This is a genomic window from Nocardiopsis sp. EMB25 (assembly GCF_026797795.1).
Classification (GTDB): Bacteria; Actinomycetota; Actinomycetes; order Streptosporangiales; family Streptosporangiaceae; genus Nocardiopsis; species Nocardiopsis lucentensis.
In genome coordinates this window covers 3,537,605-3,561,198 of record NZ_JAMTDN010000001.1, presented here as the reverse complement: position 1 = coordinate 3,561,198, position 23,594 = coordinate 3,537,605, and the positions used below count along the sequence as shown (strand labels likewise).

Genomic DNA, 23,594 nt, shown 5'->3' with positions numbered 1-23,594 from the left:
GGGTGATGCCGCTGGGTGTCGTGTCAGTACGGAACTGCGGAGCACGAACGGAGCACACACCCGGTTGGCGGAATCCGATGGCACCTCGCGAGGTACCTCTGTTTCCGTGATGCTGCCCGTTTTGAGAGGGTTTCCGGGCTGGTGGCTACGATGACGGGTGTCGGCCTCGTCGTTTCGAACCGCTGGCGCTCAGGGCCTCACCCTCTCAGCGTCCTCGCGTGTTGCTCGAGGAAGGCGCGGGTGGCGGGGGCGTCGCTGAGCGCGGCCGCCCGGGTGTAGGCCGTGGCGGCCTCCTCACGCCGCCCGAGTCTCGTCAGCAGGTCGCCCCGTGTCGCGTGGAACGGTTGGAACCCCTCGCGTTCGCTCGGCAGCCCGTCCAGTAGCGCCAACCCCTGCTCCGGAGAACCCGTGCGCCCCACGACGGCCGCGTGCGCGACGCGGCTTCCCAGGCTCGGCGCCACCGCGACCAGTGCCGTGTAGAGGGTGCGCAGCGCGGGCCAGTCGATATCACCGGTTCGTGCCCGATCGCAGTGCACGGCCTGGATCGCGGCTTCGAGCTGGAACCGGCCCGGTACCTGTCCAGGGCATTCGGTACGCCGCAGATACTCCTCCCCTCGCGCGATGAGGGCGTGGTCCCACCCGGCCGGATTCTGTTGGTCCAAGGGCAGATAGACGCCCTCGGGTGTTCTCCGCGCGGACGCCAGTGCCAGCAGCGCCGCCAGACCCCATGCCTCACGCTCGTCTCGGAGAAGGGCGGCCGTCGTCACGGCGAGGTACAGGGCCTCGCCGGTGAGCGACTCCCCGTCGCTCCGCCCGGGCCGGGCGAGCGCGTAGCAGCCGTAGATCGCCTCGAGCACCGGCGGCAGGCGCTCGGGCATGGCCCGCCGTCCGGGCACGGCGAACGGGATCCGGGCGTCGCGGATCCGCCGCTTGGCGCGCACCAACCGCTGTGACATCGCTCCTGCGGGAACCGCGAACGCCCGGGCGATGTCGCGGGCGTCGAACCCCAGCACGACCTGCAGCATCAGCGGCGTGCGCACGTTCGCGGCGATCGCCGGGTGCGCGCAGACGAACAGCAGGGCCAACCGCCGCTCCGGAATCGCGTCCGGGTCGAGGTCGTCCAGGGGAGAGACGCAGTCCGCGCCCGTGTCTGTGGCGGCCTCCCACGGCTGGTCGCGGCGGTGCGCGGCGGACTTCCACACGTCTCGCTGGTGATTCCGTGCCACCGTCAGCAGCCAGCCCTCCGGGTTGTCCGGCACACCGTCCCTGGACCAGGTGACCAGGGCGCGCTCGAACGCCTGCGCCAGGGTGTCCTGGGCCAGTTCGAGATCGCCGGTGGAGGCCGCCAGCAGCGCCACCAACCGACCGTACGAGGTCCGCGCGGTGTACTCGGCGACCTCCGCCGCCATCGCACCTGTCATCACGACGGAACCCACACCCCGGCCTCGGTATGCACAGCACCGGGCCGGATCTCGACAGAACCCCACGACAGCGGCGGCGCCTGCCGTGCCCACTCCAGGGCGGCGTCGAGATGCGGCACGTCGATGATCACCACCCCGCCGAGCTGCTCCCTGGTGTCGGCGAACGGCCCGTCCTGGATCCGCGGCTCTCCGTCGACCAGGGTGAGCGTGGTCGCGTTGGTCGACGGCCGCAACACCTGACCGCTCACCAGGACGCCCGCCTGCTCCAGGGTCGCGGTGTAGCTGGCGAAGGCCCGCATGCCGGCGGCCATCGCCTCCTCGCCGATCGATTCCCTAGCCTCCTCGGCGTAGTGGAACAACAGCATGTAGCGCATGTCCGTATCCTCACACGATCATGGTGGGCCACTGGTCAATCGGTCTGGTAACGCGCCATCACGACACCGGTCGTGGACGTGACCGACTCCCGGAGCACCAGGTCGCCGCGATCGGCGTCGCCGAACAGTCGAGTGCCGGACCCGAGCACGATGGGGTGGATCAGCAGGGCGTATTCGTCGACGAGTCCTGCCGCGTGCAGGGAACGCACGAGCTCACCGCTGCCGAGCACGGTGATCACACCCTCGACGTCCCGTTTGAGTGCGGCCACGGTCTCGGCTGCCTCCCCGGACAGGAGGGTGGAGTTGGGGTGGGCGAGTTCGGCGCCCGCGTCACGCGAGGCGACGTACTTGTCCTGGTTCAGCAGAGCCCGGGTGAACGGGTTGGGCTCCGGCACCGACGTCCAGTGTCCCAGTAGGTCGTCGTAGGTTCGATGGCCCAGCAGCATGGCGGTGGTCCTGCCCATGCTCGCCCCCGCGAACCGTCCGATCACCTCGTCGGCGTAGCCCTCGCCCCACCCGCCGTGGCGGAAACCGCCGCGTGTGTCCTCGTCCGGACGCCCCACGCTCTGCAGGACGCCGTCGAGGGTGACACTCTCGAAGACACTGATGGTGCCCATGGTCGTTCTCCTCGCCTCGTGGCTTCGCGGGCCCCGATATGTGGCCCGACACAGTGATGACGAGGCAGGGAGAGCCTGACAGACACCCGCGCGGAAATTCGTACCTCATACCGGTGATGTCGGCGGGTGTCGGGATCGCCTCCCGTCACCCAGCGTGGAACGTTCACGCGACGAGTTGGACATACGTCGGCCCCCGGTGGGTGTTCCGGGGCCGACGTGACGCAGGAGGTCAGTGGTCTTGAACCTTCACTTGGCGGAGGAAGGTGCGCCACTCGGAGGCGGGAGAGGCCAGCTGCGTGTGGTCGGGGTTCTGGGAGTCGCGGACGGTGGAACCGGTCGGCAGCTCCGCCACCTCGACGCAGTTCTGGCCTCCTCCGCTGTAGGAGGACTTGCGCCATGACGGTTCTGCATCAGCGTTCGCTTGTCATGCGTCAAGGAGTTGGCAGGGTTTGATCTTGGTACAGCTGGGCTCAGTACGTGTATGTTTAGCCTCCGGTCAGTGAGATTTCCATCGTACGGAGTTTCTGCACCAGCGCAGGTCACACCGGTGGCGGTGGGTTCGTCTCAACCCGCCGGTACGTCGCAGGTTTCTTTCCGTGCAGAGAATTCACCTGGCGTGGACTGACCCTCGGTGCGGCCTGACCGATGATTTTTGCTCGCTGTGCTGGTCTGTACGCCGAATACCGATTCATGGAAGGCATGACGCCATGCGGAAACTGACCTACGGCATGAACCTGAGCCTGGACGGCCACATCGCCGCGCCCGGCGACGACCTCGGCTGGAGCGTGCCAAGCGACGAGCTGTTCCAGTGGTGGTCCGACCGGGTGGACACGACGGGCCTGGCGCTGTACGGGCGCAAACTGTGGGAGACGATGAGCTCCCACTGGCCGACCGCCGACAAGCAGCCGGGCGCCACACCGGCGGAGATCGAGTTCGCCGGCCGCTGGCGGGACATGCCGAAGGTCGTGTTCTCCTCGACGACCAGCACGGTCGACTGGAACACCCGTTTGGTTACCGGCGACGCGGTCACCGAGATCACCAGGCTCAAGGACGACGACGGCGGCCCCATGGATATCGGTGGTGCCACACTCGCCGCGGCGGCCATGCGGGCCGGGCTGATCGACGAGTACGCGATCGTCACCCATCCGGTCCTGGTGGGCGGCGGCACGCCGTTCTTCACGGCCCTGGACAACTGGGTGAACCTGAGCCTGGTGGAGACCCGGACGTTTCCCGACGGCGTGGTGCTGACCAGGTACGAGACCAGGCGTTGAGTGCCCGACGGCGGATCAGCTCGGGCTTTGGGCCACCCAATGATCTCGTGGCGCTGTGTTCCGAGGCGATCGTGACGTCCTTGCCGGATCCTGTTCTTCATCGCAGACGATTTGTCCGGATAGGGATCCCCTGACGGGTGACCGGACCGGTGGCTGTTGGCTCTCCAGCTAGTGAGGTACTCCTGTCGCGGCGTCCGGTCGTTGTGGTGTGTCCCGCGTTTTTCGGAGTCGGATTCCTGGACTCTGGGACCACGTGACCTCAAGGAGGCATCGTGGGACGTCGTGGATGGCCCGCCGAGTTCCGCCGCAAGGTGTTGGACCTGGTCCAGGCCGGGCGCAGCGTCGCCGACGTTGTCACGCGACCTGGGAATCAGTACCGAAACCGTCTACGCCTGGCGGCGCCAGGACCGTATCGACCGGGGCTTGGCCCCGGGGCTGACCAGTGCAGAGAAGACCGCACTGGCCGCGGCGAACAAGCGCATCGCCCAATTGGAGGCCGAGCTGGCGATCCACCGTCGAGCCAGTGCACTGTTGGGGAAGGTGGGCCGGAAAAAGACGGTTCGAGGCGATCGTGGTGGTGGCCACCGAGGGACATCCGGTCCAGGTCGCCGTCTGGGTGCTGGGAGTGTCGGAATCGGGGTTCTATGCCTGGCGTAGCCGAGCACCGTCGGCCCGCGCCATCCGGCATGTGCTGCTCACCGACACCATCGGTCAGATCCACGCCGCCACAGGCGGCGTCTACGGGGTGCGGCGTGTGCACGCTGAACTCACCCAGTTCGGGTCCTGGGCCTTCACGCGTCGGGCCAAAGAGTCCGGTCTGGTGCCCTCGATGGGGTCGATCGGGGACTGCTATGACAACACGGTCATCGCTTCGTTCTGGTCACGCATGCAGGTCGAACTCTTGGATCGGCGCAGGTGGCGAACCCGCCTGGAGTTGGCCAACGCGATCTTCGAGTACCTGGAGATCTTCCACGACCGGTAACGCCGCCACCCGGAGATCGGCTGACTGACACCCGTAGAGTTCGAGAACAGACGACCGAGCACCGTGGCCTGAGAATCCAGAAACACGGCTCCACGGAATCCGGTACATGCCAGCCTCCAATAAACCCGGAACGAAACAGAAAGGTCTGATCGTTGTGCGTCCTATTCGCCGCAGGATGCGTTGTACAACCTGGCGCTGGAGTGGGTCTCCGGCAGCTTCGTGTCAGCCAGACGAACGCACACCTGTGCGTGGCCCTCGATTGCCGGATACTCCATGATCAGGGTGCTCACACGGGTTATGTCGCCACCGGCGTGGAGTTCGGCTGCTTGAGGAGCCCTCGGCAGTGATCCAGTCGCGGTGCCGAACACCAGGGTGTCGGTGCCTTCGACGTAGGTCTCCTCGATGTCCAGCCGCCAGTGTTCCCGCGCCGCCCTGAGCAGGGAACGGCTTCGGTCGCCGAACCTGGCCAAGGCGGGAGCGCGGGCGTGGACGTGATCGGCGATCGCGCAGCACAGACGGACCTGGTCCCGGGTGCGCGCGAACCCTGGCCAGGGGCGGAAGTCCAGCGCGTCCTCGATGAGTTCCAGCGCGGCCGCTTGCGCCGCGTTGCAGCCTTCTTCCGCGATCTGGAGCAGGATCGGGGTCGCAGGGACGGCGCTGGGGAGGACTGTTCCGCTGTGGTCATGGATGATCCCTCCACCCGCCAAGAGGGACGCTGCCGACGCCGCATCTGTGTGCCCGCGAGCACGGGTGAGCCCCTGGAGGCCGTCACGGACGGTCGCAGGGCGGTAGTGGTTCGCAGGGCCGGGAACGAGACCCCAGTCTGGGGAATCGATCGTATCGATCATGTCGGCATGATCTCGCTGTGTTCCTCTCCGGTCGGCTTCTGCCTGGGGGCTACTGCATGACGGTGTGGTGGGGGTGCTCTGGGGAGGTGGGGCAGTGGTGGAGGCTCAGGGAGTAGCCTCGGCCGATGACGAGTCGGTCCAGTCCGCCCGGTTCCCTGCTGTCGATCTGGAGCAGGTGTTGCATGGGGGTGCCGCACTGGCACTCGACGGGGAAGGCGTCGGTCAGGCTCCACTGTTGGAAACCGTCGGACTTCATCCCTGGCACGTGCGTGACGTCGTGGCAGCTGGGTTTGGGGATGACGTGAGCGGAAGTGGTCCATGATGGTGCCATGTCTGACGAGTCGACCGGCGTCCCGCCAATGACCACTCACGTCAATGTGGTGGTTGATGGGGTTATAAGGGTCTTCACGTGGGAGGACGACGCCCGCATTGAGGTGCGCAACCTCGGAAGCGAAATCGTCATCGAGGCGAACGCCGCGGGGCTGCGCACCCTGGCTGGCCATCTGATGACACTCGCCGAGGACGGAACCCCGGACGGAGCCCATCTGCATCTTGAGGAGCGCAACGGTCTCGAAGAGGGCTCCGCGGGTCTGGTCCTGGAGCGCTGCGATGAAGAGGAGGGGTAGACGTGCGCTACATAGGTGCCAGAAGACTCTGACAATGCTGGTGGCGGGCGGCAGCCTTGGGCGAGGTACCGAGACGGGCGGGCCACTTCACCTGAAGGGGTGGAAGGAGGAGCAGTCATGCTTCTTGCCCTTGATGACGGTGCCGCCGGAGACATGCCCGCCTTAGGTGTCGACGACGTCGCCTCGTTCTTCCCTCGCCTTGGTCGTGTGACCGATTGTGGCGCGGGAACCCCTGCCGGGTAAGGGGTTTCGGCTGAAACGGCCGTATGCGGTTGGTGGAGCGACGGGCGTGTCCGGGGCTCAGCGGTGCCCCACGCGACGGCTGCGGGGCGCTGGTGGGCGGACACGGGGCCACCCCGGGGTCGGGTACGGGTTGGGTTTGGGTCGGGCCGCCAGGGTCACGGGTGGGTAAAATGCTCCGCTGTCAATGGCCAGTGTGTTTTCCCCGCAGGCGGCCAGTAGTTCTCCCCACTGACGGCCAGGCCGATCTCCCCAACGGCGGCCAGATAAGTCCCCGCCGTGGTGGTGTCCGAGGTCAACTCAACGCCTTCACCCCCGCTCCCGAGGTCGCCTGAGCAAGCCGGAAACTGTCACCCTGGGTCACCACGACATGGGCGTGGTGCAGGAGCCGGTCAACCGTCGCGGTCGCCAACGTCTTGGGCATGATCTCGTCGAACCCCGACGGGTGCAGGTTGCTGGAAACCACCAACGACCTGCGCTCATAGGCGGCGTCCACCAGCCTGTAGAACCCCTCGGCCGCATCGGCCGAGACCGGTAGCAGCCCGATATCGTCGACCACGATCAAGTCCGCGCGCAGCAGCCGTGTCACGGCCCTGGCCATGGAGTCGTCCGCCCGGTGCCTGCGAACCAGCACCCCCAGGTCCTCGATGGTGTGCCAGGCCACCGTCATCCCCGCCTCGACCGCGGCGTGCCCCAGCGCCTCGCAAAAGTGCGACTTGCCCGTCCCCGAGGGCCCGCAGATACTCAGGTTCTCCCGCCTGGCCACCCACTCCAGCGTCTTGAGCGCGTCCTGGGTGGGTCGGGCGATGCAGGAGGCGGTCTCGTCCCAGTCCCCGAACGTCTTGCCAGTGGGGAAGTTCGCCCGCTTGCGGCGGGTGCGCAGGTTGGTCTGGTCGCGTCCAGCGGCTTCCTCGGCCAGCAGGACGCGGACCACCTCGGCTGGGTCCCACCGCTGCGCCTTGGCGGTGGGGATCACGTCGGCCATGGCCTTGCGCAGGTAGGGGAGCCGCAACCGGCGGGTGAGCTCGACGGCCTCGGCCATCGGCTCGGCGGGCGGTCCGGCAACGGTGCGGATCGGGGTGCTCATCACTGCTCGCTCTCGTCGTCGCGGGGCAGGCCGAAGGAGGACCAGGCCGAGGTGCCCGGCTGCAGGCTGTGGTCCTCGCTGGCGCGGGTGGGCTCGGCGGCAGGGCGTCCGGCCTGGTGGGCCAAGATGGCGATCAGGTCGTTCTCGGCGAACCGGCCCGCGATCGCCGCGGTCCCCAGCGCCCGGTCAACCTCGGCCGGAGTGTGCAGCTTGGCCAGAGCGACGGCCTCGGCCATCTTGGGCTTGATCCGGCGGGTGCCCACCGAGGCGGCTTCGACCAGCCAGGACGCGGCTCCGGGCCCCAGGGTCAGGAACGCGGCCTCCTCGGCGCTGTGGGCTCTGGGGGTGCGGTCGCCTTCCTTGTCGCCCCGCTCGGGGTAGTGGTCGTCGCTGATGCTCGGGTTGCCCGGGGTGGAGCGCCCGTGGCGGGCCACCTCCTCGGGGCCGCGTTCGCCGACGGCGGTGACGATCAGCTCCTCGCCGTGGAAGCGGGCCCAGACACGGGTGTCGACCAGGTGGTGGGGGACGGAGTAGCGAACCCCCTCCACCGAGATCGTGCTGTCCCAATTGACCCGCCTTGTGGTGCCAAACGCGATGGTGAACGGTTCGGCGGGCAGCGGGTGCAGCCGGGTGCGCTCCTCGGCCAACGCTTCGGTGGGACGGCGGCGGGTTTCCCGGTGGATCCGGTCGTTGACCTGGTCGGTGAAGGCGCGGCAGGCGGTTTCCAGGTCGCCGAAGGTGCGGAAACCCTCGGCCAGGTTGACGTCGGTGGGCACCAGGTCGGCCTTGGCGATGCGCACTGTGGCCTCCGATCCGCCCTTGGTCTGCGGGTCGGCCGGGACGCAGGTGCGGATCGTCATCCCGTAGTGGCGGGCGACCTGCACGATCTCGGGGTTGCGGACCGCGATCCCGGCGATGTGGGCTTCGGTGACGGTCTTCTCGTTGTCGGTGAGGGCGTAGGCGGGCACCCCGCCGAGTCGGCGCAGGGTGGCGTCCAGGCAGGCGACCACGGTGGGCAGGGTCTTGTCGAAGACCGGGATGATCACGCGGTAGCGGGACCAGGCCAGCCAGGCGCACCACAGGTGGGTGCGCCGCCCCCGGATCTTGGGGCCTTCTCCCCAGTCCCACTGCATCCACAGGCCTGGTTCGGGGATCCAGGGCCGGAACACCCGCCGTTTCCCGGCCCGGTAGCGGTCCTTGACCTGGGCGACCACCCGCCGGGTGGTGCGCTCGCCGCCGGTGAAGCCCATCGCGGTGATGCGCCGGTGGACGACATCGGCGCGGACCCTGCCTTGGGAGCGGTTGACGAGTTCCTCGATCTTGTCGAGGTAGTCGTCGATGGGGCGGGCGCGGTGGGTGCGCTGCTCGGGGCTTTGGCCGGTCTCGCGGAGTTTGACGTAGCGGGCGACGGTGTGGTGGTCGCACCCGGCCAGTTCGGCCGCTGCCCGGTAACTCCCGGTGAGGTCGTAGGCCTCCAGGATTTCCATGATCTCCCTGCTGCTCTTCACCCGGTCAACCCTCGCCGACCGGTGTTTGTCCTGGTCAGGCGGGGAGGTATCTGGCCATCAGTGGGGAGTGTCGTGGCCGTGGGCGGGGCCTTAAGTGGCCGCCTATGGGGAGTATCTACTGTCCGCTGTCACTCCGCGAGGTGGGTGGCCACCTGTACGGGACCTTGCACTGGGGAGCACACGAGGAGCATTTCAGGCCCGAATCCGGGCTGCGCACCTCGCCTGTTCGACTCGCGTACCCCGTTTGAACTGGGGTTTTGTGGCGCACCCGGCAGGATTCGAACCTGCGGCCATCGGATTAGAAGTTCGCTGGTTACGTGCCGTCACGTGTCGCTATGTACCGTTTCATGCCACCCCATCCGATCCGCCGTGCCGTCTGAGACCGTGTGGTGCCGCCCGGTGTCGTGTCAGTACGGAACTGCGGAGCACAAACGGAGCACAAACCGGGGGCTGGCGGCGTCCGATGGCACCTCCCGAGTTTCTTCGAGACTGGGCGTTCCCCTCTGAGGATTGGCTGTATCGGACACGTGACTCTGAGGAGAAGTCCACCCTCAAAGGGAGCCCCCTCGGTTCCCGAGTGCGGCGGATCGCAAGCTTGCCGTCGGCGCCGCAGGCAGCGCGTCCTCCCACATCGCCGGGCAGGCCAGCGTGGATGCTAGCGCGCCTTACCCTGTAGAGCTGGGGGAGTCCCGGGGTAAGGGTGTCGGGAGCGAGGTGGCCCGGCTGGTGCTGGACTACGCGATCCGCATGACAAACCTGTGGTTAACCCCCAGTCCGATCTCCCATCCTGACCACAAACGCTCCGGTAGGGGGGTCACGAAACCCGCTCCCAGTCCTGCAGAAACTCTTGGACCAGCAACCTCTGCGCGTTGCTGCACCGCACCCGCCTGGGGCAAGGTCCCCGGTGCGGTCTCCGCGACGATCAACCCGACGCCCAGGCACTTCGAGGGAGAGAGCGTCCGCTGGGAGCTCATCACGGCGCCCACCGCGCAGCGCGAGACGGGGCCCGCCGGGGAGGGGTCACGTCCGCGCGGCAAGCGGGTCCCTCTCGCGGAGGAGGAGTTCGAGGACTGGTTGGCCGGCAAGTTCGCGGGTGCGGTGGGCGTCACCTCGGTGAAGTGGAAACGTCTTGGGGGCAGGCCCGCTCGGTACCACTTCACCGGAGAGGCCGTGGTGCGGGACAGTGAGGCGCTCCAGGAGCTGTGTCTGAGCGGTGTCGGCGCGGGCACGGCCACGGGTGCCGGGCTGCTCCTTGTCAGCCCGCTGGCATCGCAGTAGGTCGCGACGCCGCGTGTGTTCCGGAGCGTTCGCCGTGCCTGTTCCGGGAGTTGAACACCGAGAGCGGGTTGCCGCCGGCGCGGTTGCACGGTCTGCGGCATGGCGCGGCGACGTTGGCGTCGCTGAGTGGACCGCGTGGTTGGTGCTCCGGGATTGCGGGAGGGCCCCTCGGCGGTCGAGAGGACGGGGAGATCGGCTGGGTCTGGTCTCGGTCCCACCCTGGACCCACCAGCGTGACAACTCCTCTGAGGTGAGCTGAAGAATCCCATCCGAACTGGGGTTTTGTGGCGCACCCGGCAGGATTCGAATCTGCGCCCATCGGATGAGAAGTGTGTCGCTACGTACCGTTTCGTGTCAGCCCATCAGATCCGTTGTGCCGTCTGGGGCCGTGTGATGCCGGCGGGTGTCGTGTCAGTGCGGAACTGTGGAGCAAAAACGGAGCGCAGACAGTTGGTGAGCCGTGTCCGATGGTTGGGGGCGTTCTCGGGCAGTTTCGCAGGGAGAGTCCACCCATTTTCGCCAGGGCGATGAGAGTCTCTTCCGTCGCGCGCTTCCACCACCTGGTAGGTATCCTGCCGGCCATCGGCGCGGTAGCCGGTGATCTGGCTGATACGGGAGGTGTTCGCTTTGACATGTGCCGAGAGCGAGCATCGGGCCTACGAGGTCATCGCCAAGGGCCGCCCGTGGAGGCGTGTGGGAGAACCGGCGCTGGTGAACGGCAAGGCGCGGTGGAAAGATGGATGAAGAGATGAACGTGCGACTGCTCTTCTTCGACGGCTGCCCCAACTGGCGCCTGGCCCGCGAGCGCCTGCACCAAGCACTCACCCGCGTGGGTCTCCCGTCGGTCGAGGTCGAGTTGGTCGTCGTCGGCACCGAGGAGGAAGCCCACGATCTGCACTTCCCGGGCTCACCCACGATCCGTGTGAACGGGCGCGATCCGTTCGACCACGGGGAGACCTTCGGCCTCGCCTGTCGCGTCTACCCCTCACCTGAGGGCCTCTCGGGCGCCCCGACCGCGGAGGAACTGGTTCGCGCACTCACCGAGGCGTGACCACGAGTCCACACGCGCGTTGTCACGTCGCTGACACTCCGCCTTCACACGGTCCCACCACCCGATGTGCTGGACTGACGATGGTGGGCGCACGAAGGGACGGGGATGATCCGAGCAATGTGGAACGGTGAGGTGCTGGCCGAGGCACCTCGCACCGTGATGGTGGAGGGCAATCACTACTTCCCCCCGGAGTCTCTGCGCCGGGAGCACTTCTCCGAGTCCCGGTCCCGAAGCCTGTGCTTCTGGAAGGGCGTCGCGCGATACTACGACGTCACCGTGCACGGCCGAACCTACGAGGCCGCCGCCTGGTACTACCCGCGCCCCAGCCCGCTGGCCCGCCGGATCAGGGACCACGTCGCGTTCTGGCCCGGAGTGAGCATCGAGCGGGAGGATGACCGATGAGCGCGGCCTCCCCCGACCTGGAACCCGAAAGCGGCGCCGGTGCGAAGGACTCGCGTCGGCCGCTGGCCGCGGTACGCATCGGCCTGGTGTCCGGGCTGGTCGGGATCATGTGTTGCGTGGGACCGACGGTGCTGGCGCTCTTGGGCGTGGTCAGCGCCGGGACCGCGTTCGTGTGGGCCACCGACCTCTACGACGGCTACGCCTGGTGGTTCCGCCTGGGGGGTCTGGCCGTACTGGTGGCGCTGGTCTGGTGGTCGCTGTACCGGAAGCGGATGTGCTCGCTGGATGGTGCGCGCAAGGCCACGGGGAGGATCGCGCTCGCGCTGGGCGTCTCGGTGGCCACCTACGCGGTTCTCTACGCGGTGACCACCTGGTTGGGAACGCTCGCCTGAGCCTCGGACCGGTGGATCCACCGGACACCTCCGGTCGCTTCGCCATCGGCCGTGGCACACTGCCGGCTGCGCACCCGACGGAGGACTCACCCGCCTCCGGGCTTCTCCGCGACCAGGAGCGCGTACCCGATACCGCCCCGCTCGGCGGCCCGCCGAGCGGCCGTCAGGTAGGGGGCGAGCGCGTCGGCATCGACTCCCGCCTCCGTGAGACGTGCGGGCGCGGTCATGGAGAGCAGCCGTATCCGGGCGTCGATCCGGTCGATCATGCGCACCAGGGCCCCATCGTGGGACTCCATTCGAAGGACGCGCAGTCCGGCCGCGCGCAGTAGTTCGGCGTACGCGTCGGCGGGGAGGGCGTCGGCGACACAGGCCACCCATCCGGTGATGCCCACCAGCTCGTCGGGAAGTCCGCCGTCGGCGACAGTGACGTCGGTGATCCCCGCTCGGCCGCCCGGGCGCAGCACGCGTGCGAACTCCGCGGCCGCGGCGGTCTTATCGGGGAACGTGCACAGGGCGCACTCGCACACCAGGGCGTCGTAGACGGCGTCGGGAACCGGGAGCCGCTCGGCGTCGCCTTCGTGGAAACGGACCCGGTCGGCGAGCGCTGACTCCTCGGTCGCCTTCCGTGCCGCTTCGACGGTGGCCGCGCCGAGGTCGACACCGTCGACCCGCACGTCGTGTTCCAGGGCGAGTAGGCGGGCGGTGGTACCGGGACCGCAGGCGACGTCGAGCACTCGGGAACCGGCGGTGAGGGTGAGGTGGTCGGTGAGGCGGCGGGTGAGCGTGAGGCCTCCAGGATGGTAGGAGTCCCCGAGTAGCAGGGCTACGGCGTCGGTGCCGTAGGCCGCGGCGCAGCAGGACTTGACCGCCTCGGGGTCGGGGCCGGGGACGGGCGGTGGTCGGTCGGTCATGACTCCTCCACAGCCCGGCGGCCGACATTGGTACGGTCGGGGGCGACGCCCGGTTCGACGTCCGTGCCGGTGCCCTGTTCCGTGCGGGCGATGCGGGACCCGTAGGGCGACTCCACGGTGACGTCGGCCAGTTGGCGGGCGTTGGGGACGACGTCGGCGACCTCGACACCGGACATCCTCGCGCGCACCTGTTCGCGGTATCCCACCGAGTTGTAGGCGCAGAAGGGGATGATCCGCCCGTCCGGGGTGATCTCCTCCACGCAGCACTTCATGAGCTGCTTGACGTTGAGGGTGTAGGGGTCCAGGAAGTCCTGGACGACGATCATGAACACCTTGTCGCCCAGGTCCTTGGCCGCCTGCGGCAGGTCGATGCCGCAGGCCGCGCACTCGGCGTTGGCGGTGGCCGCGGCCAGGCCCTCCATGGTGTCGGGGGCGTTCATGAACGCCGACGCGCTCCACAGCCGTTCCAGGGAGGCACGCAGCTCCGGGTCGGGCAGGACGCGGTTGCTCACGTAGTCGAGGTAGTCGGCCACGTCGATCAGGCGCGGCAGGGGAACAACGTCGGTCCGGTCCTCCTTGCGGTCCACGAGCAGGTAGGTGACCGACCGGCAGGTGGGGAAGCAGCAGGGGACGGGCACGAAGTCCCCGGGCTGGAACCAGTCGGGCCGCTGCTCGGTGATCATCTCCATGACGTCGGAGTTGGTCAGCCGGGTGAGCGGGTCGAACTTCACGTGCCGACCGGAGTGGGTGACCGGTTGGAAGGTGACGGTGTGGACGGCGGGGTGGTCGATGCCGAACTCGATGATGTCGCCGAGTTCGTGGTCGTTGAGGTCACGTTCGACCGCGGCGACCAGGGTGACGGTCAGCCCGGCCTCGGCGCAGTTGTCCAGGGCGCGCCTCTTGCGTTCGCGCAGGTCCCTGCCGCGGATGGCGCGGTGGGTGGCCTCGTCGAACCCGTCGAACTGCAGGTAGACGTTGACGGTGGTCCCGCCTCGGCCGTTGAGGTCGGCCAGGGCGGCGGCGAACCGTGTGTCGGTGGCCAGTCGGATGCCGTTGGTGTTGATGTTGACGATCTTGATCGGCCGGTCGGTGGCCATCTCGACGAAGGTGAGGATGTCCTTGTGGATGGTGGGTTCCCCGCCGGAGAACATCACCACCTCGGGTTCGCCCTCGGCCTCGACGAAGGTGTCGAGCATGCGCGCGCACTGTTCGCGGGTGATGGAGTAGCCGTCCGGTTGGTGTCCGGAGTCGGCGAAGCAGATCGGGCAGTCCAGGTTGCAGCCGGTGTTGACCTCGATGATGCCCAGGCAGGCGTGCTGCTTGTGTTCGGGGCACAGCCCGCAGTCCGACGGGCACCCGTCCTTGACCTCGGTCTGGAAGGTCAGTGGCAGGGTGCCCGGTTTGTTGAAGCGGGTCGAGTCCGTGTACAGCTGGGCGTCACCGTAGACCAGCGCCTCGAACCAGCCGTGCTCCTTGCACCGTTTACGCAGGTAGACCTTGTTGTCTCGGATGTTGACCTGCGCGTCGACCACCACCTTGCACACTGGACAGACGCTCTTGGTGTACTCGACGAAGACCTCGTCCCGATCGCGTGCTCTGTCGGCCATGTGCGGCCCGCCTTCCGTGTCGATGGTGCTGGTGGGGCGCGGGACGGGCCCTCCCCACCCCCACAACAGTCCGGTCCGCGCCACGCGGCGGTCCACCGCGAATCGCCGGACACACGTGGGCAGAGTGTCGGCGCACGGACACTCATCGCCGTCGCGGCAGGACCCGTGCGACGGCCACGCCGTCCTGCCAGATGCCCACTTCGGGTAGCCGTACTCTCGCGTCGCGCAGCCGCCCACGCAGGGACGAACAGAACGGACGCCCCGGTCGCCGGTGGAAGACCGCCTCAGACACCTGGTCCCCTCCCCACGCCGTCCAGCCTGGTGCGGCCATCCTGGTGCCGATACCGGGCGGTTCGCCGTGAGACTGTCCGCCCGCTGACACATGGCCGAACCGCGCGGGCGCCCGTGGCCAGACTTGGAGCACGAGAGGTCGGGGAGGGATCCGTGCGCAGGATGGGACCAACCGTGCGGCGGGCGGCGGCCACGGTCGCCCTCGCTCTGGCTGTCGGTGCCTGCCAGGCCGCTCCCCCCGATGACGAGCGACCGTCCTCCGTGTCCCCGTCCTCCGACCTCGGCCCCTACGAGGACGTGCCCTCGGCCGTCGAAGACCCGGCGGACCCCCGGCTCCCCGACCCCCTCGTGGACGTGGACCGGCTGCTGAGCGGCGGCCCACCGCCCGACGGCATCCCGGCGCTGACCGACCCCGCCTTCGAGGACGCCGAAGAGGTCGACTGGCTGGAGGCCACCGATCCGGTGATGGCGGTGTCCGCGGGCGGTGAGGAGCGCGCCTATCCGGTGCGCATCCTCATCTGGCACGAGATCGTCAACGACACCATCGGCGGCGTACCCGTGGCGGTCACCTACTGCCCGCTGTGCGACTCCGCGCTCGCCTTCGACCGCAGGGTGGGCGATCGGACCCTCGACTTCGGGGTGTCGGGGATGCTCTACAACTCCGACCTGGTGATGTTCGACCGCCAGACCCACTCACTGTGGCCCCAGATCGAGGGCCGCGCCGTGGCCGGCACGCTGACCGGCACCGAACTCGACCGGGTGAGCGTGGCCGTGGTCTCCTGGGAGCAGTGGCGCGGCGCCTACCCCGACGGCGCGGTGCTCAGCCGGGACACCGGGCACGAACGCGACTACGGGCACAACCCCTACGTCGGCTACGACGACCCCGGCACGGAGCCCTTCCTTCTGGACACGGACGCCGATCCGCGTCTGCCCGCCAAGTCGCGGGTCGTCGGTATCGGCTCCGACGACACCGCACTGGCCGTTCCCGTGGACCACGTGTTGGAGTCCGGTGTGGTGGCGGCCGAGGTCGACGGCGAGCCCGTCACGGTGTGGGCTCGCCCGGGAACGACCTCGGCCCTGGACGAGGCGGTGATCGCCGAGGGACGGGAGACGGCCGTCACCGGGGTGTTCCGGCCGACCCTGGACGGGCGCGAGCTGACCTTCACGGCCGACGACGACGGCTTCACCGACCACCAGACCGGCAGCCGTTGGAACGTCCTTGGGCACGCCGTGGACGGCGAACTCGAGAGCGAAAGGCTCACCCCCGTCGACCACCTGGACACCTTCTGGTTCGCCTGGGTGGGCTTCACTCCCGAGACCGAGATCCTGAGGTGACGATGAGAAGCAGCCCGCGTATCCGCCCGGCCGCCGCCGTGCTCGCGGCGGTCCTGGGGTTGTCCGCGTGCGCGACGACCGAGCCCGAGACCGGTTCCGGCACCACGAACGGGCAGGAAGGGACCCAGGAGACCGCGTTCGAATTCGAGACACGGACCCTGGAAGGGGAGGCGTTCGAGGGCGAGGAACTGCGCGGAGAACCGGTCGTCCTGTGGTTCTGGGCCCCCTGGTGCGTCGTGTGCCGTTCCGAGGCGCCCGGCGTGGTGGAGGCCGCCGACCGCTTCGACGGCCAGGTGGAGTTCGTCGGTGTCGCCGGACGCGGCGAGGTCGGCGAAATGCGTCAGTTCACCGCCGACACCTCCACGGACGGCCTGAGGCACATCGTCGACGCGGACGGGACCGTCTGGTCCGGGTTCGGCGTCGCCAGCCAGCCCGCCTTCGCGTTCCTGCGCCCGGACGGCACGTTCACCACCGTGACGGGCACCCTGGCCGAGGACGACCTGGACGAGCACGTGCGCACCGAGGTCCTGGCCGGGCGGGACGGAGGCTGATGGACCCCCTGCCCTACGCGATCGCGCTGACCGCGGGCGTGCTCGCCGTCCTCAACCCGTGCGGCTTCGCGATGCTGCCCGGATACGTCGGTCTCCTGGTCTCCTCCGACGACGGACACCCGGGTGGTCGGCTGTCGACACTCGGTCGGGCCCTGGCCACGACCGCCGTGATGACCGGCGGCTTCACCGCCGTGTTCGCCCTCTTCGGCGCGGCGGTCGTTCCGCTGGCCCTGTCGGTGGAGCGGCACCTTCCCTGGGCGACCCTGGTGATCGGCGCCGCCCTGGTCGGGCTGGGGATCTGGCTGCTGGCCGGGCGCGAGGTCGGGATCCTGCTGCCGCGTCCCGCCCCCGGACGTCCGACCCGTTCGCTGCGTTGGGCGGCGGTCTACGGCGCCACGTACGCGATCGCGTCGCTGTCGTGCACCGTCGCGCCGTTCCTGGCCCTGACCACGAGCGCCACGGCCAGCGGCGGGGTTCCCGGTCTGCTCGGGGTGTTCGCGGTCTACGCGCTGGGGATGGCGCTGGTGATCGGGGCCCTGACGGTCTCGGTCGCGCTGGCCCGCGACTCGGTGGTCACGTACCTGCGGCGCGCGCTCCCTTACGTCACACGGGCGGGCGGCGCCCTGTTGGTGCTGGCCGGAGCCTATGTCACCTACTACGGCTGGTTCGAGCTGCGCGTCCTGGCGGGTGCGGCGGCGGGGGACCCGGTGGTGGACGCCGTCGTGCGCTGGCAGGGCGAGCTCATCCGGCGGTTGCAGGGGGCCGGTGTGCTCTGGGTTCTCCTGGTCCTGGCCGTGCCGGTCCTGGTCGCGGCGGCCGGGGCGCTGTGGGCCCGGCGGTGCCGCACGGCGGGGCGAAATCACGCCGAGAAGGGGGCGGACCGGTGAAGCCCGTGCCCCACCGGCCTCTGGTAGGAGTCCTCTCCGTCTGGATGGGGAGGTGCGGAACATGAGCCGGGCACGCGAACTGGTGGTGATCGGCGGCGGAGCGGCGGGGCTGTCCGCCGCGCGCACGGCCCGGGCGTTGGGGGCACACCCCGTGCTGGTGACCGAGGGACCGCCCGGAGGGGACTGCACGTTCACCGGGTGCGTCCCGTCCAAGACGCTGCTCGCGGCGGCGGCCGGGGGTGAGGACTTCGCGACGGCGATGCGCCGGGTGCGCGCCGCGGTGGGCCGCGTCGCCGCGACCGAGGACGAGGCCGCCCTCCGCGCGGAGGGGATCGAGGTCATGCGCGGGCGCGCTATGTTCCTCTCCCCCGACGAGGTCGAGGTGCACGGGCGCGTCCTGTCCGCCGATCGCGTGGTCGTGGCCACCGGGAGCGCGCCCCTGGTCCCGGACATCCCTGGGCTGCCGGATGTGGCGCCGCTGACCAGCGACACCGTCTTCGCACTGCGCGAGCGCCCCCGCAGCTTGGTGGTTCTCGGCGGAGGGGCGATCGGCTGCGAACTCGCCCAGGCCTTCGCCCGGCTCGGCAGCGCGGTGACCGTGGTGGAGGCGGCCGGCCGTCTCCTGCCCTCGGAGGATCCGGAGGCGTCGGCGGTCATCGCGGCGCGTTTCGCGGACGAGGGAGTCGTCGTTCGCACGGCGGTCAAGGCGGTGCGCGCCACGTCGGACGCGGGCGGGGTGCGGTTGGAGCTGACCGACGGCGAACACGTGAGAGCCGAACGCGTCCTCGTGGCGGTGGGTCGGCGGCCCAACACCGCATGGCTGCGGACCGGTGCCGCCGGGATCGACCTGGACCACACCGGTGCCGTGGTCACCACGGACCGCCTGGCCACCACCTCGCCCTCGCGGGTGTACGCGGCGGGCGACGTCACGGGCAGGTACGCGCTCACCCACGCCGCCCACCTGATGGGAAGGGTGGCCGCCCGCAACGCGCTGGCGAGATGGGACCGGGTACGGCTGGACGACGCGGTCGTTCCCCGGGTGGTCTTCACCGACCCCGAGGTCGCCCAGGTGGGGGTGACCGAGCGGGAGGCGGCGCGCACCCACCCGGACGCCCGAGTCGCCTACCTGCCGATGGCCGAGGTGGACCGCGCGATCACGGACGGGCGCGGCGACGGCTTCGTCAGGATCATCACCCGGCCCCGTCGCCTGCTCGGCCACACCGGCGGCGGCCGGGTGATCGGTGCGACCGTCGTCGGCGCACGCGCCGGTGAGCTCGTCCACGAGCTGGCCCTGGCGATGCGCACCGGCATGTTCGCCGGGCGGCTCGCCCAGACCGTCCACGCCTACCCCACGCACGCGGTCGCTGTGCAACAGGCCGCCGCCCAGTTCGTGGGCGGCCACGGCGGACGCGTCGCGCGCCCGGTCGAGGGCCTGCGCTGATCGGGCCGAGGAGGGCACCGATCAGCGCGGGTCCCTCACCCCGTCGCCTCGTTAATATGGTCGATCTCCGTGAGGAGCCGTTCCGGATCCGGGTTGCCCAGGGAGAACAGGCGGTCTCCGATCAGGAAGGCGGGGGTGCCCACCACCGAGTCGGGGACCCGAGCCCGGGGATCGGTCAGATCGACGACCTCCACGCTGTGGGTCGGACGTCGCCGCCCCACGAACGCGGCCAGCTCCAACGCGCGTGCGCAACCCGCACAACCCGGGGCCACGAACACGCGCAGCGGCGGCGGCATGCTCAGCTCTTTCGGCGGTTGAGCGCGAACAGCACCCCGGCCGTCACCAGGCCGTAGATCACGTGCCCCATCAGGCTCATCATCGTCATCTGGTTGATCATGAACAGTGGCATCCCCATCATCATGGGCATCGCCACCAGCGGGCCGAGGACCCACCACAGCATCCCGTAGCCCGCACCGGCCGCGAGGACCGCGCCGATCCGGTCGGCCAGCGACCCGGCCACCAGACCGAACCCGGCGCCGATCATCGCCGAGATGACCAGGTGCACCACCATCCCGACCAGGGCGCTGTCGCTGCCCACCATGCCGGCGATCATGGGCAGCATGCCCATCATGGCCATGAGCATTCCGAAGACTATGCCGCCGCCGACACCGGCGACGGCGCCCCGCCACACACGCGTCACCAGTGGCGTGGGGGATTGGGCGATGGTCGACATCTCTACCTCCGTAGGGTCCGGGGCAGGGCCCCTGGGAACGTTGCACGTCCCACACAACCGACCGGACCGGTAGCGCGTCTGTGCCCGCGGGCACACAACGCCGAATCCCCAGGAAACCGCGTGCGCCGCCCCAACGTGGGATAACGTCCGATCGACACCACCGTCCGCACGGCGCGCCCCGCCGAAGGACACGCCCTCTGGCGACGAGGAACCGTGATCCCCATGTCCCCACAGACACCAGCGGCCATGAACCGCGCCCTGAGCCTGCTCGGAGGCCGTGAGGACCCCCGCCTGCAGCAGGCCGCCTGGGTCGCCCGCTGTGTGGGTCGTGGCCACGCCACGCCCCTGACCGGAGACGACGTCACCGCGCTCGCGTCGATCCTGCGCAGACGCAGCGTGCCCCGCGCCGGACTGGTGTTCGGCGCCAAACCGCACACGGCCGGGGTGTGGATCGTGCGCTCGGGTCACGTCGAACTGACCGCCGGATCCGGCCCTGGCCGGGTCGTGGTGCAGATCCTGCGCCCCGGGGACGTGGACGGCGACATCCAACTCCTGTTGGACATGCCCCTGCCCTACACCGGCCGGGCCCTGGAGGACGCCGAGATCCTGGAACTGGACCCCGAGGAGTTCGAGCGCCTGCTGGCCACCCACCCCGCCGTGGCCCGGCGCTGGTTGTCGAGTGTGGCCGAACGCCTCAACACCAGCCACATGCGCATCCTCGGGCTGCTCGGCCGCTCCCTCACCCAACAGACGGCACAGCTGCTGTTGGACGAGGCCGACGGGGACGTCGTCGAGCTTCCCCAGCGCACCCTGGCCGCCATGCTGGGGGTACGCAGACCGTCGCTGAACAAGGTCCTCAAGGAGTTCGAGAAGGCCGGGCTGATCGGGGTCCGCTACGCGGCGATCGACCTGGTCGACCGTCGCGCCCTGGCACGCCGTGTACACGGCCGCACCTGACCCGCGAGACCGTGCGGAGGTGGTCGATGGACGACCGTGCCTGGGCCGACTACCTGGCGCGCTTCCACGGGGCGTCCCCCGGTATCACCGAGCGGCTCCTCGCACTGGCCGACGCCGACCCCCACACGTGGCTGGTCGAGCCGCTGCGCGGGCGAGGCGGCGCCGTCGTCGACCTGGGGTGCGGCTCCGCGCCGACCCGGGACCGGCTCCCCGAGCAGAGGTGGGTGGGCCTGGACTCCTCACCGGAGGAGCTGGCGTACGCGGCGGCGCTCAACCGAGGGCCGCTCGTCATGGCGGATGCGACCGCCCTCCCCTTCCGTGACGGGTCGGTCGACGCGGTGTGCGCCGCGATGACCCTCCAGGTACTGCGTCCCATGGAGACCGCGCTGGGCGAGATCGAACGGATCCTGGCACCGCGCGGACTGCTGGTCGCGCTCACCCCCGCACGGCCGGGCCCGTCCCCGAGAGGACTGATGGCCTGGGGCCGGGTGCTGGCCGCCCTGCGCACGCACCACCTGCCCTGGCCGGAACCGCGCGCGTGCGACGGAACGGCCGCGCTGCTCCGTGCACGGGGGTGGACCGTCCTGTCACGACAGAGGCGGGTCCTCGGTCTGCGCATGGATCAGCCCGAGCACACCTCGCTCCTGGTGCGCGGTCTCTACCTTCCCCACGTGGACGACCGGCGGATCCGCGGGGCCGAGCGGTCACTGACCCAGTGGGCGGCACCCGGTCGCACCCTTCCCCTCCCCCTGGCCAGGGTGGTGGCCCGTCCGCCCGGTAAGGGACGGCAGGGCACAAGAGTGTCAGACCGCTGACAGCATCCGACCCGTACCGGAGACACTGTGGTGGGCTGGCTGGTGAGCGTTCCGCGCCCCGCCCACCGTACGGACCGTGCGTGGGGTGGGGCCGAACACACGGAGGTGCCACCATGTCGACGATCGCGCACGCGCGCTCGCACGCGCTCACCCACGCCTGGCGGGGCATGGTCGCCGGGCTCGCCGGAGGTGTGGTCTTCGGCGTGCTCATGGCCATGTCCGGCATGCTCCCGATGGTCGCCATGCTCGTCGGCAGCCAGAGCGCCCTGGTCGGCGCGGTGGTCCACCTGGCGATCTCGGCCGCCATCGGTCTGGTGTTCGGGCTGCTGGCCGGCGCCGTCGCCGACCGGGCGGGCGTGACCATCGCGGCAGGTCTGGTCTACGGCGCCGCGTGGTGGGTCCTCGGCGCGCTGATCCTGATGCCCGCCGCGCTGGGCATGCCGCTGTTCCCCATGAACACGGTGGCGATGATGAGCCTCATCGGTCACCTCGCCTATGGCCTGGTCACGGCTCTGGCCTTGTACGGACTGAGTCGGAGCGAGGCCTGACTGGACCGATCCCGTACCGGCGGCTCCACCCGGGGTAGACGCGGACGGAGCCGCCGTGACTGACCACTGGTGCCTGTCCGAAAGCGCGCTGTTCCAGGACCTGGAACAGGAGCGGATGGAGCAGATCAGCGCCCGCATCCCCCCGCGCTCGATCTGGCCGGGTCAGACGGTGCGTGTCTCCCACGAGGTTATGGAGGCCCTCTACGTCGTCCAGCGCGGACACGTCCGGCTCTTCCGGGTCCTGGAGGACGGGCGGACCGTCACCACCGCCATCGCCGGGCCCGGAACCGTGTTCGGTCACATGGCCCTGCTGGGACTACGGATGAACGGCACCTGGTGCGAGGCCGTCAGCGAGGGCCGGTTGTGTGTGATGAGCACCGACGACGTCAGGCAGCTCCTGCTGTGGGATCCGCGCGTGGCCGTACGACTCATCGAGCAGCTGGGAGCACGGATCACGGAGCTGGAGGAGCGGCTGACCGACACCGTGGGCAAGAGTGTCCCCGAACGCACCGCGGCGACGCTGTGCAGACTGGTCGAGCCGCTCGACCCCGGGCACCGGCCCGTCGCGGTGCGCCTGACCCACGAGCAGCTGTCCCGTCTGACCGGCACCACCAGGGAACGCACCACGCGAGCGTTGGGAGAGCTGGCGCGACGGCGGCTGGTACGTCCGCGCCGGGGGACGCTCCTGGTCCTCGACCGGCCGGGGCTGTCGGTGTTCGCTGACGGGAGCCGTTCAGGAGTGTGGACGGTGTGAGGGTCGGTGTCAGTGTGCGTCCGCGTCGGCGATGACAGTGGTTAAGGGCTCATCTCGAAAGCCACCGGTGTGCTTGGCCAGGTGCCTGTAGCAGATGAGGATGCAAGCAATGCCGAGCATGGCCAGGAAGATGGCGGCCGTGTGCTTCCAGCGCACGTTCCACCTGCCGTAGGAACCCGGCCAGGCGATCGGGCGCCCGATCTTGTAGGGCGCCCGCCCAATCCGTGAGAAGACTCGATACCAGGGCGGGTCAGGCGCACTCTGATGTCACGTGCGTCCAGACACCGGCGCTTCTCCCAGGAGTGGTAGGCCTCGTCGCCGTGCAGCTTGGCCGGACGTCGCCTGCGAGGTCCTCGGCGTGAACGCACCACGGGGATGCCTTGGACCGGCGGTTGGCGGGCTTTGATGTCGTTGATGATGTCTCGTATCGCGGCTGGTGGAGGTTGCGGCGTGTGCCGGGATCGCCTCCCGGCACTCGTGTGAACCTGGAAGCCGCCGAAGGTGACGTTGGGTCCGGCCGGCACCATGCCGCCGGAGGCGGCTGAGCGGACGGCGTGGCTGGTGCCGCCCCATGCGACTCCTCCGAAACCACCCGCGCGCAGCCGGGCGGGCGGAGCCGCAGGTGACCCCACTCCAATCACGCCCTGTGATGCCGGGCGCTCAGCGG

27 protein-coding genes and 2 pseudogenes are annotated in these 23,594 nt (G+C 69.5%); 16 read left to right on the top strand and 13 right to left on the bottom strand.

Translation table 11 applies throughout. From position 1 onward, the window contains the following. Positions 1–197: 197 nt before the first annotated feature. The 4 genes and pseudogenes from KIK06_RS15390 to KIK06_RS15375 form a co-directional block, all read right to left on the bottom strand. Complete coding sequence (locus KIK06_RS15390) at positions 198–1,421, bottom strand: RNA polymerase sigma factor (RefSeq protein WP_268643699.1); 1,224 nt, start codon at positions 1,419–1,421, stop codon at positions 198–200. Beyond that, complete coding sequence (locus KIK06_RS15385; protein ID WP_268643698.1) at positions 1,421–1,795, bottom strand: YciI family protein; 375 nt, start codon at positions 1,793–1,795, stop codon at positions 1,421–1,423. The genes KIK06_RS15390 and KIK06_RS15385 overlap by 1 nt, the downstream gene beginning before the upstream one ends. Before the next feature lie 35 nt (positions 1,796–1,830). After that, the gene (locus KIK06_RS15380) at positions 1,831–2,412 is read right to left on the bottom strand and encodes a dihydrofolate reductase family protein (protein WP_268643697.1); all 582 of its coding nucleotides are present in this window, start codon (positions 2,410–2,412) and stop codon (positions 1,831–1,833) included. Between the two features lie 229 nt (positions 2,413–2,641). Beyond that, a pseudogene (locus tag KIK06_RS15375) lies at positions 2,642–2,800 on the bottom strand (DUF397 domain-containing protein); the annotation flags it as partial. Between the two features lie 319 nt (positions 2,801–3,119). Between KIK06_RS15375 and KIK06_RS15370 the strand changes: the two are divergent. The 3 genes from KIK06_RS15370 to KIK06_RS15365 all read left to right on the top strand — a co-directional run bounded on the left by KIK06_RS15370 (position 3,120) and on the right by KIK06_RS15365 (position 4,665). Beyond that, the gene (locus tag KIK06_RS15370) at positions 3,120–3,683 is read left to right on the top strand and encodes a dihydrofolate reductase family protein (RefSeq protein ID WP_268643696.1); all 564 of its coding nucleotides are present in this window, start codon (positions 3,120–3,122) and stop codon (positions 3,681–3,683) included. 171 nt (positions 3,684–3,854) lie between these two features. Continuing rightward, entirely contained in the window at positions 3,855–4,340 is a 486-nt protein-coding gene (locus KIK06_RS29385) for a transposase (RefSeq protein WP_442789826.1), read from the top strand. Beyond that, on the top strand, positions 4,258–4,665 hold the full coding sequence (locus KIK06_RS15365; protein WP_268643695.1) for a hypothetical protein: 408 nt from the start codon (positions 4,258–4,260) through the stop codon (positions 4,663–4,665). Before KIK06_RS29385 ends, KIK06_RS15365 begins: the two co-directional genes overlap by 83 nt. Before the next feature lie 161 nt (positions 4,666–4,826). On the opposite strand, the gene KIK06_RS15360 is transcribed toward KIK06_RS15365, so the two are convergent. Then, positions 4,827–5,513, bottom strand: a complete 687-nt coding sequence (locus KIK06_RS15360) for a hypothetical protein (RefSeq protein WP_268643694.1) — start codon at positions 5,511–5,513, stop codon at positions 4,827–4,829. Positions 5,514–5,562: 49 nt separating this feature from the next. Then, a complete protein-coding gene (locus KIK06_RS15355; RefSeq protein WP_268643693.1) occupies positions 5,563–5,769 on the bottom strand; it encodes a hypothetical protein in 207 nt (68 codons plus the stop codon). A gap of 73 nt (positions 5,770–5,842) precedes the next feature. Here KIK06_RS15355 and KIK06_RS15350 point away from each other — a divergent pair, with 73 nt between their 5' ends. Further along, complete coding sequence (locus KIK06_RS15350; protein WP_268643692.1) at positions 5,843–6,139, top strand: Imm32 family immunity protein; 297 nt, start codon at positions 5,843–5,845, stop codon at positions 6,137–6,139. A 535-nt stretch (positions 6,140–6,674) separates the two neighbouring features. Here KIK06_RS15350 and istB read toward each other — a convergent pair. After that, the gene (gene istB / locus KIK06_RS15345) at positions 6,675–7,466 is read right to left on the bottom strand and encodes an IS21-like element helper ATPase IstB (RefSeq protein WP_268641605.1); all 792 of its coding nucleotides are present in this window, start codon (positions 7,464–7,466) and stop codon (positions 6,675–6,677) included. Next, on the bottom strand, positions 7,466–8,974 hold the full coding sequence (istA, locus tag KIK06_RS15340; RefSeq protein ID WP_017602407.1) for an IS21 family transposase: 1,509 nt from the start codon (positions 8,972–8,974) through the stop codon (positions 7,466–7,468). The genes istB and istA overlap by 1 nt, the downstream gene beginning before the upstream one ends. An 876-nt stretch (positions 8,975–9,850) precedes the next feature. On the opposite strand from istA, the pseudogene KIK06_RS15335 reads away from it, so the two are divergent. The 4 genes and pseudogenes from KIK06_RS15335 to KIK06_RS15320 all read left to right on the top strand — a co-directional run. Then, positions 9,851–10,252, top strand: a pseudogene (locus KIK06_RS15335) (type I-E CRISPR-associated protein Cas6/Cse3/CasE); the annotation flags it as partial. Positions 10,253–10,988: 736 nt separating this feature from the next. Then, positions 10,989–11,303 carry a DF family (seleno)protein gene (locus KIK06_RS15330; RefSeq protein WP_268643691.1) on the top strand — a complete coding sequence of 105 codons (315 nt, stop codon included), beginning with the start codon at positions 10,989–10,991 and terminating at the stop codon, positions 11,301–11,303. A gap of 105 nt (positions 11,304–11,408) precedes the next feature. After that, positions 11,409–11,705, top strand: a complete 297-nt coding sequence (locus KIK06_RS15325) for a DUF427 domain-containing protein (RefSeq protein ID WP_268643690.1) — start codon at positions 11,409–11,411, stop codon at positions 11,703–11,705. Beyond that, positions 11,702–12,097, top strand: coding sequence for a hypothetical protein (locus KIK06_RS15320; protein ID WP_268643689.1), 396 nt, complete (start codon positions 11,702–11,704; stop codon positions 12,095–12,097). Before KIK06_RS15325 ends, KIK06_RS15320 begins: the two co-directional genes overlap by 4 nt. Positions 12,098–12,183: 86 nt before the next feature. Here KIK06_RS15320 and KIK06_RS15315 read toward each other — a convergent pair whose 3' ends face one another. Together KIK06_RS15315 and KIK06_RS15310 are read right to left on the bottom strand one after the other, a co-directional pair. Continuing rightward, positions 12,184–13,008 carry a class I SAM-dependent methyltransferase gene (locus KIK06_RS15315; RefSeq protein WP_268643688.1) on the bottom strand — a complete coding sequence of 275 codons (825 nt, stop codon included), beginning with the start codon at positions 13,006–13,008 and terminating at the stop codon, positions 12,184–12,186. Beyond that, a complete protein-coding gene (locus KIK06_RS15310) occupies positions 13,005–14,615 on the bottom strand; it encodes a radical SAM protein (RefSeq protein WP_268643687.1) in 1,611 nt (536 codons plus the stop codon). Before KIK06_RS15310 ends, KIK06_RS15315 begins: the two co-directional genes overlap by 4 nt. A gap of 453 nt (positions 14,616–15,068) precedes the next feature. Between KIK06_RS15310 and KIK06_RS15305 the strand changes: the two genes are divergently transcribed. The 4 genes from KIK06_RS15305 to KIK06_RS15290 all read left to right on the top strand — a co-directional run bounded on the left by KIK06_RS15305 (position 15,069) and on the right by KIK06_RS15290 (position 19,120). Then, positions 15,069–16,241, top strand: coding sequence for a DUF3179 domain-containing protein (locus tag KIK06_RS15305; RefSeq protein ID WP_268646005.1), 1,173 nt, complete (start codon positions 15,069–15,071; stop codon positions 16,239–16,241). 2 nt (positions 16,242–16,243) lie between these two features. Beyond that, entirely contained in the window at positions 16,244–16,792 is a 549-nt protein-coding gene (locus KIK06_RS15300) for a redoxin domain-containing protein (RefSeq protein ID WP_268643686.1), read from the top strand. Beyond that, positions 16,792–17,679, top strand: a complete 888-nt coding sequence (locus KIK06_RS15295) for a cytochrome c biogenesis CcdA family protein (RefSeq protein WP_268643685.1) — start codon at positions 16,792–16,794, stop codon at positions 17,677–17,679. Before KIK06_RS15300 ends, KIK06_RS15295 begins: the two co-directional genes overlap by 1 nt. A 61-nt stretch (positions 17,680–17,740) precedes the next feature. Next, the gene (locus tag KIK06_RS15290; RefSeq protein ID WP_268643684.1) at positions 17,741–19,120 is read left to right on the top strand and encodes a dihydrolipoyl dehydrogenase family protein; all 1,380 of its coding nucleotides are present in this window, start codon (positions 17,741–17,743) and stop codon (positions 19,118–19,120) included. Between the two features lie 35 nt (positions 19,121–19,155). On the opposite strand, the gene KIK06_RS15285 is transcribed toward KIK06_RS15290, so the two are convergent. Both KIK06_RS15285 and KIK06_RS15280 read right to left on the bottom strand, forming a co-directional pair. Further along, on the bottom strand, positions 19,156–19,416 hold the full coding sequence (locus KIK06_RS15285) for a thioredoxin family protein (protein WP_268643683.1): 261 nt from the start codon (positions 19,414–19,416) through the stop codon (positions 19,156–19,158). Positions 19,417–19,418: 2 nt separating this feature from the next. Beyond that, the gene (locus tag KIK06_RS15280; protein WP_268643682.1) at positions 19,419–19,853 is read right to left on the bottom strand and encodes a hypothetical protein; all 435 of its coding nucleotides are present in this window, start codon (positions 19,851–19,853) and stop codon (positions 19,419–19,421) included. Between the two features lie 222 nt (positions 19,854–20,075). Between KIK06_RS15280 and KIK06_RS15275 the strand changes: the two genes are divergently transcribed. The 4 genes from KIK06_RS15275 (at position 20,076) to KIK06_RS15260 (ending at position 22,927) form a co-directional block, all read left to right on the top strand. Beyond that, positions 20,076–20,810, top strand: a complete 735-nt coding sequence (locus KIK06_RS15275; RefSeq protein ID WP_268643681.1) for a Crp/Fnr family transcriptional regulator — start codon at positions 20,076–20,078, stop codon at positions 20,808–20,810. Positions 20,811–20,836: 26 nt separating this feature from the next. Next, positions 20,837–21,625: a class I SAM-dependent methyltransferase gene (locus KIK06_RS15270; protein ID WP_268643680.1), complete on the top strand. Its 789-nt coding sequence runs from the start codon at positions 20,837–20,839 to the stop codon at positions 21,623–21,625. A gap of 113 nt (positions 21,626–21,738) precedes the next feature. After that, positions 21,739–22,173: a hypothetical protein gene (locus KIK06_RS15265; protein WP_268643679.1), complete on the top strand. Its 435-nt coding sequence runs from the start codon at positions 21,739–21,741 to the stop codon at positions 22,171–22,173. Positions 22,174–22,228: 55 nt separating this feature from the next. Continuing rightward, positions 22,229–22,927 (top strand): Crp/Fnr family transcriptional regulator, encoded by a 699-nt coding sequence (locus KIK06_RS15260; RefSeq protein ID WP_268643678.1) that lies wholly within the window; start codon positions 22,229–22,231, stop codon positions 22,925–22,927. A 9-nt stretch (positions 22,928–22,936) separates the two neighbouring features. Here KIK06_RS15260 and KIK06_RS15255 read toward each other — a convergent pair whose 3' ends face one another. Further along, a complete protein-coding gene (locus tag KIK06_RS15255; RefSeq protein ID WP_268643677.1) occupies positions 22,937–23,083 on the bottom strand; it encodes a hypothetical protein in 147 nt (48 codons plus the stop codon). Positions 23,084–23,594 lie beyond the last annotated feature (511 nt).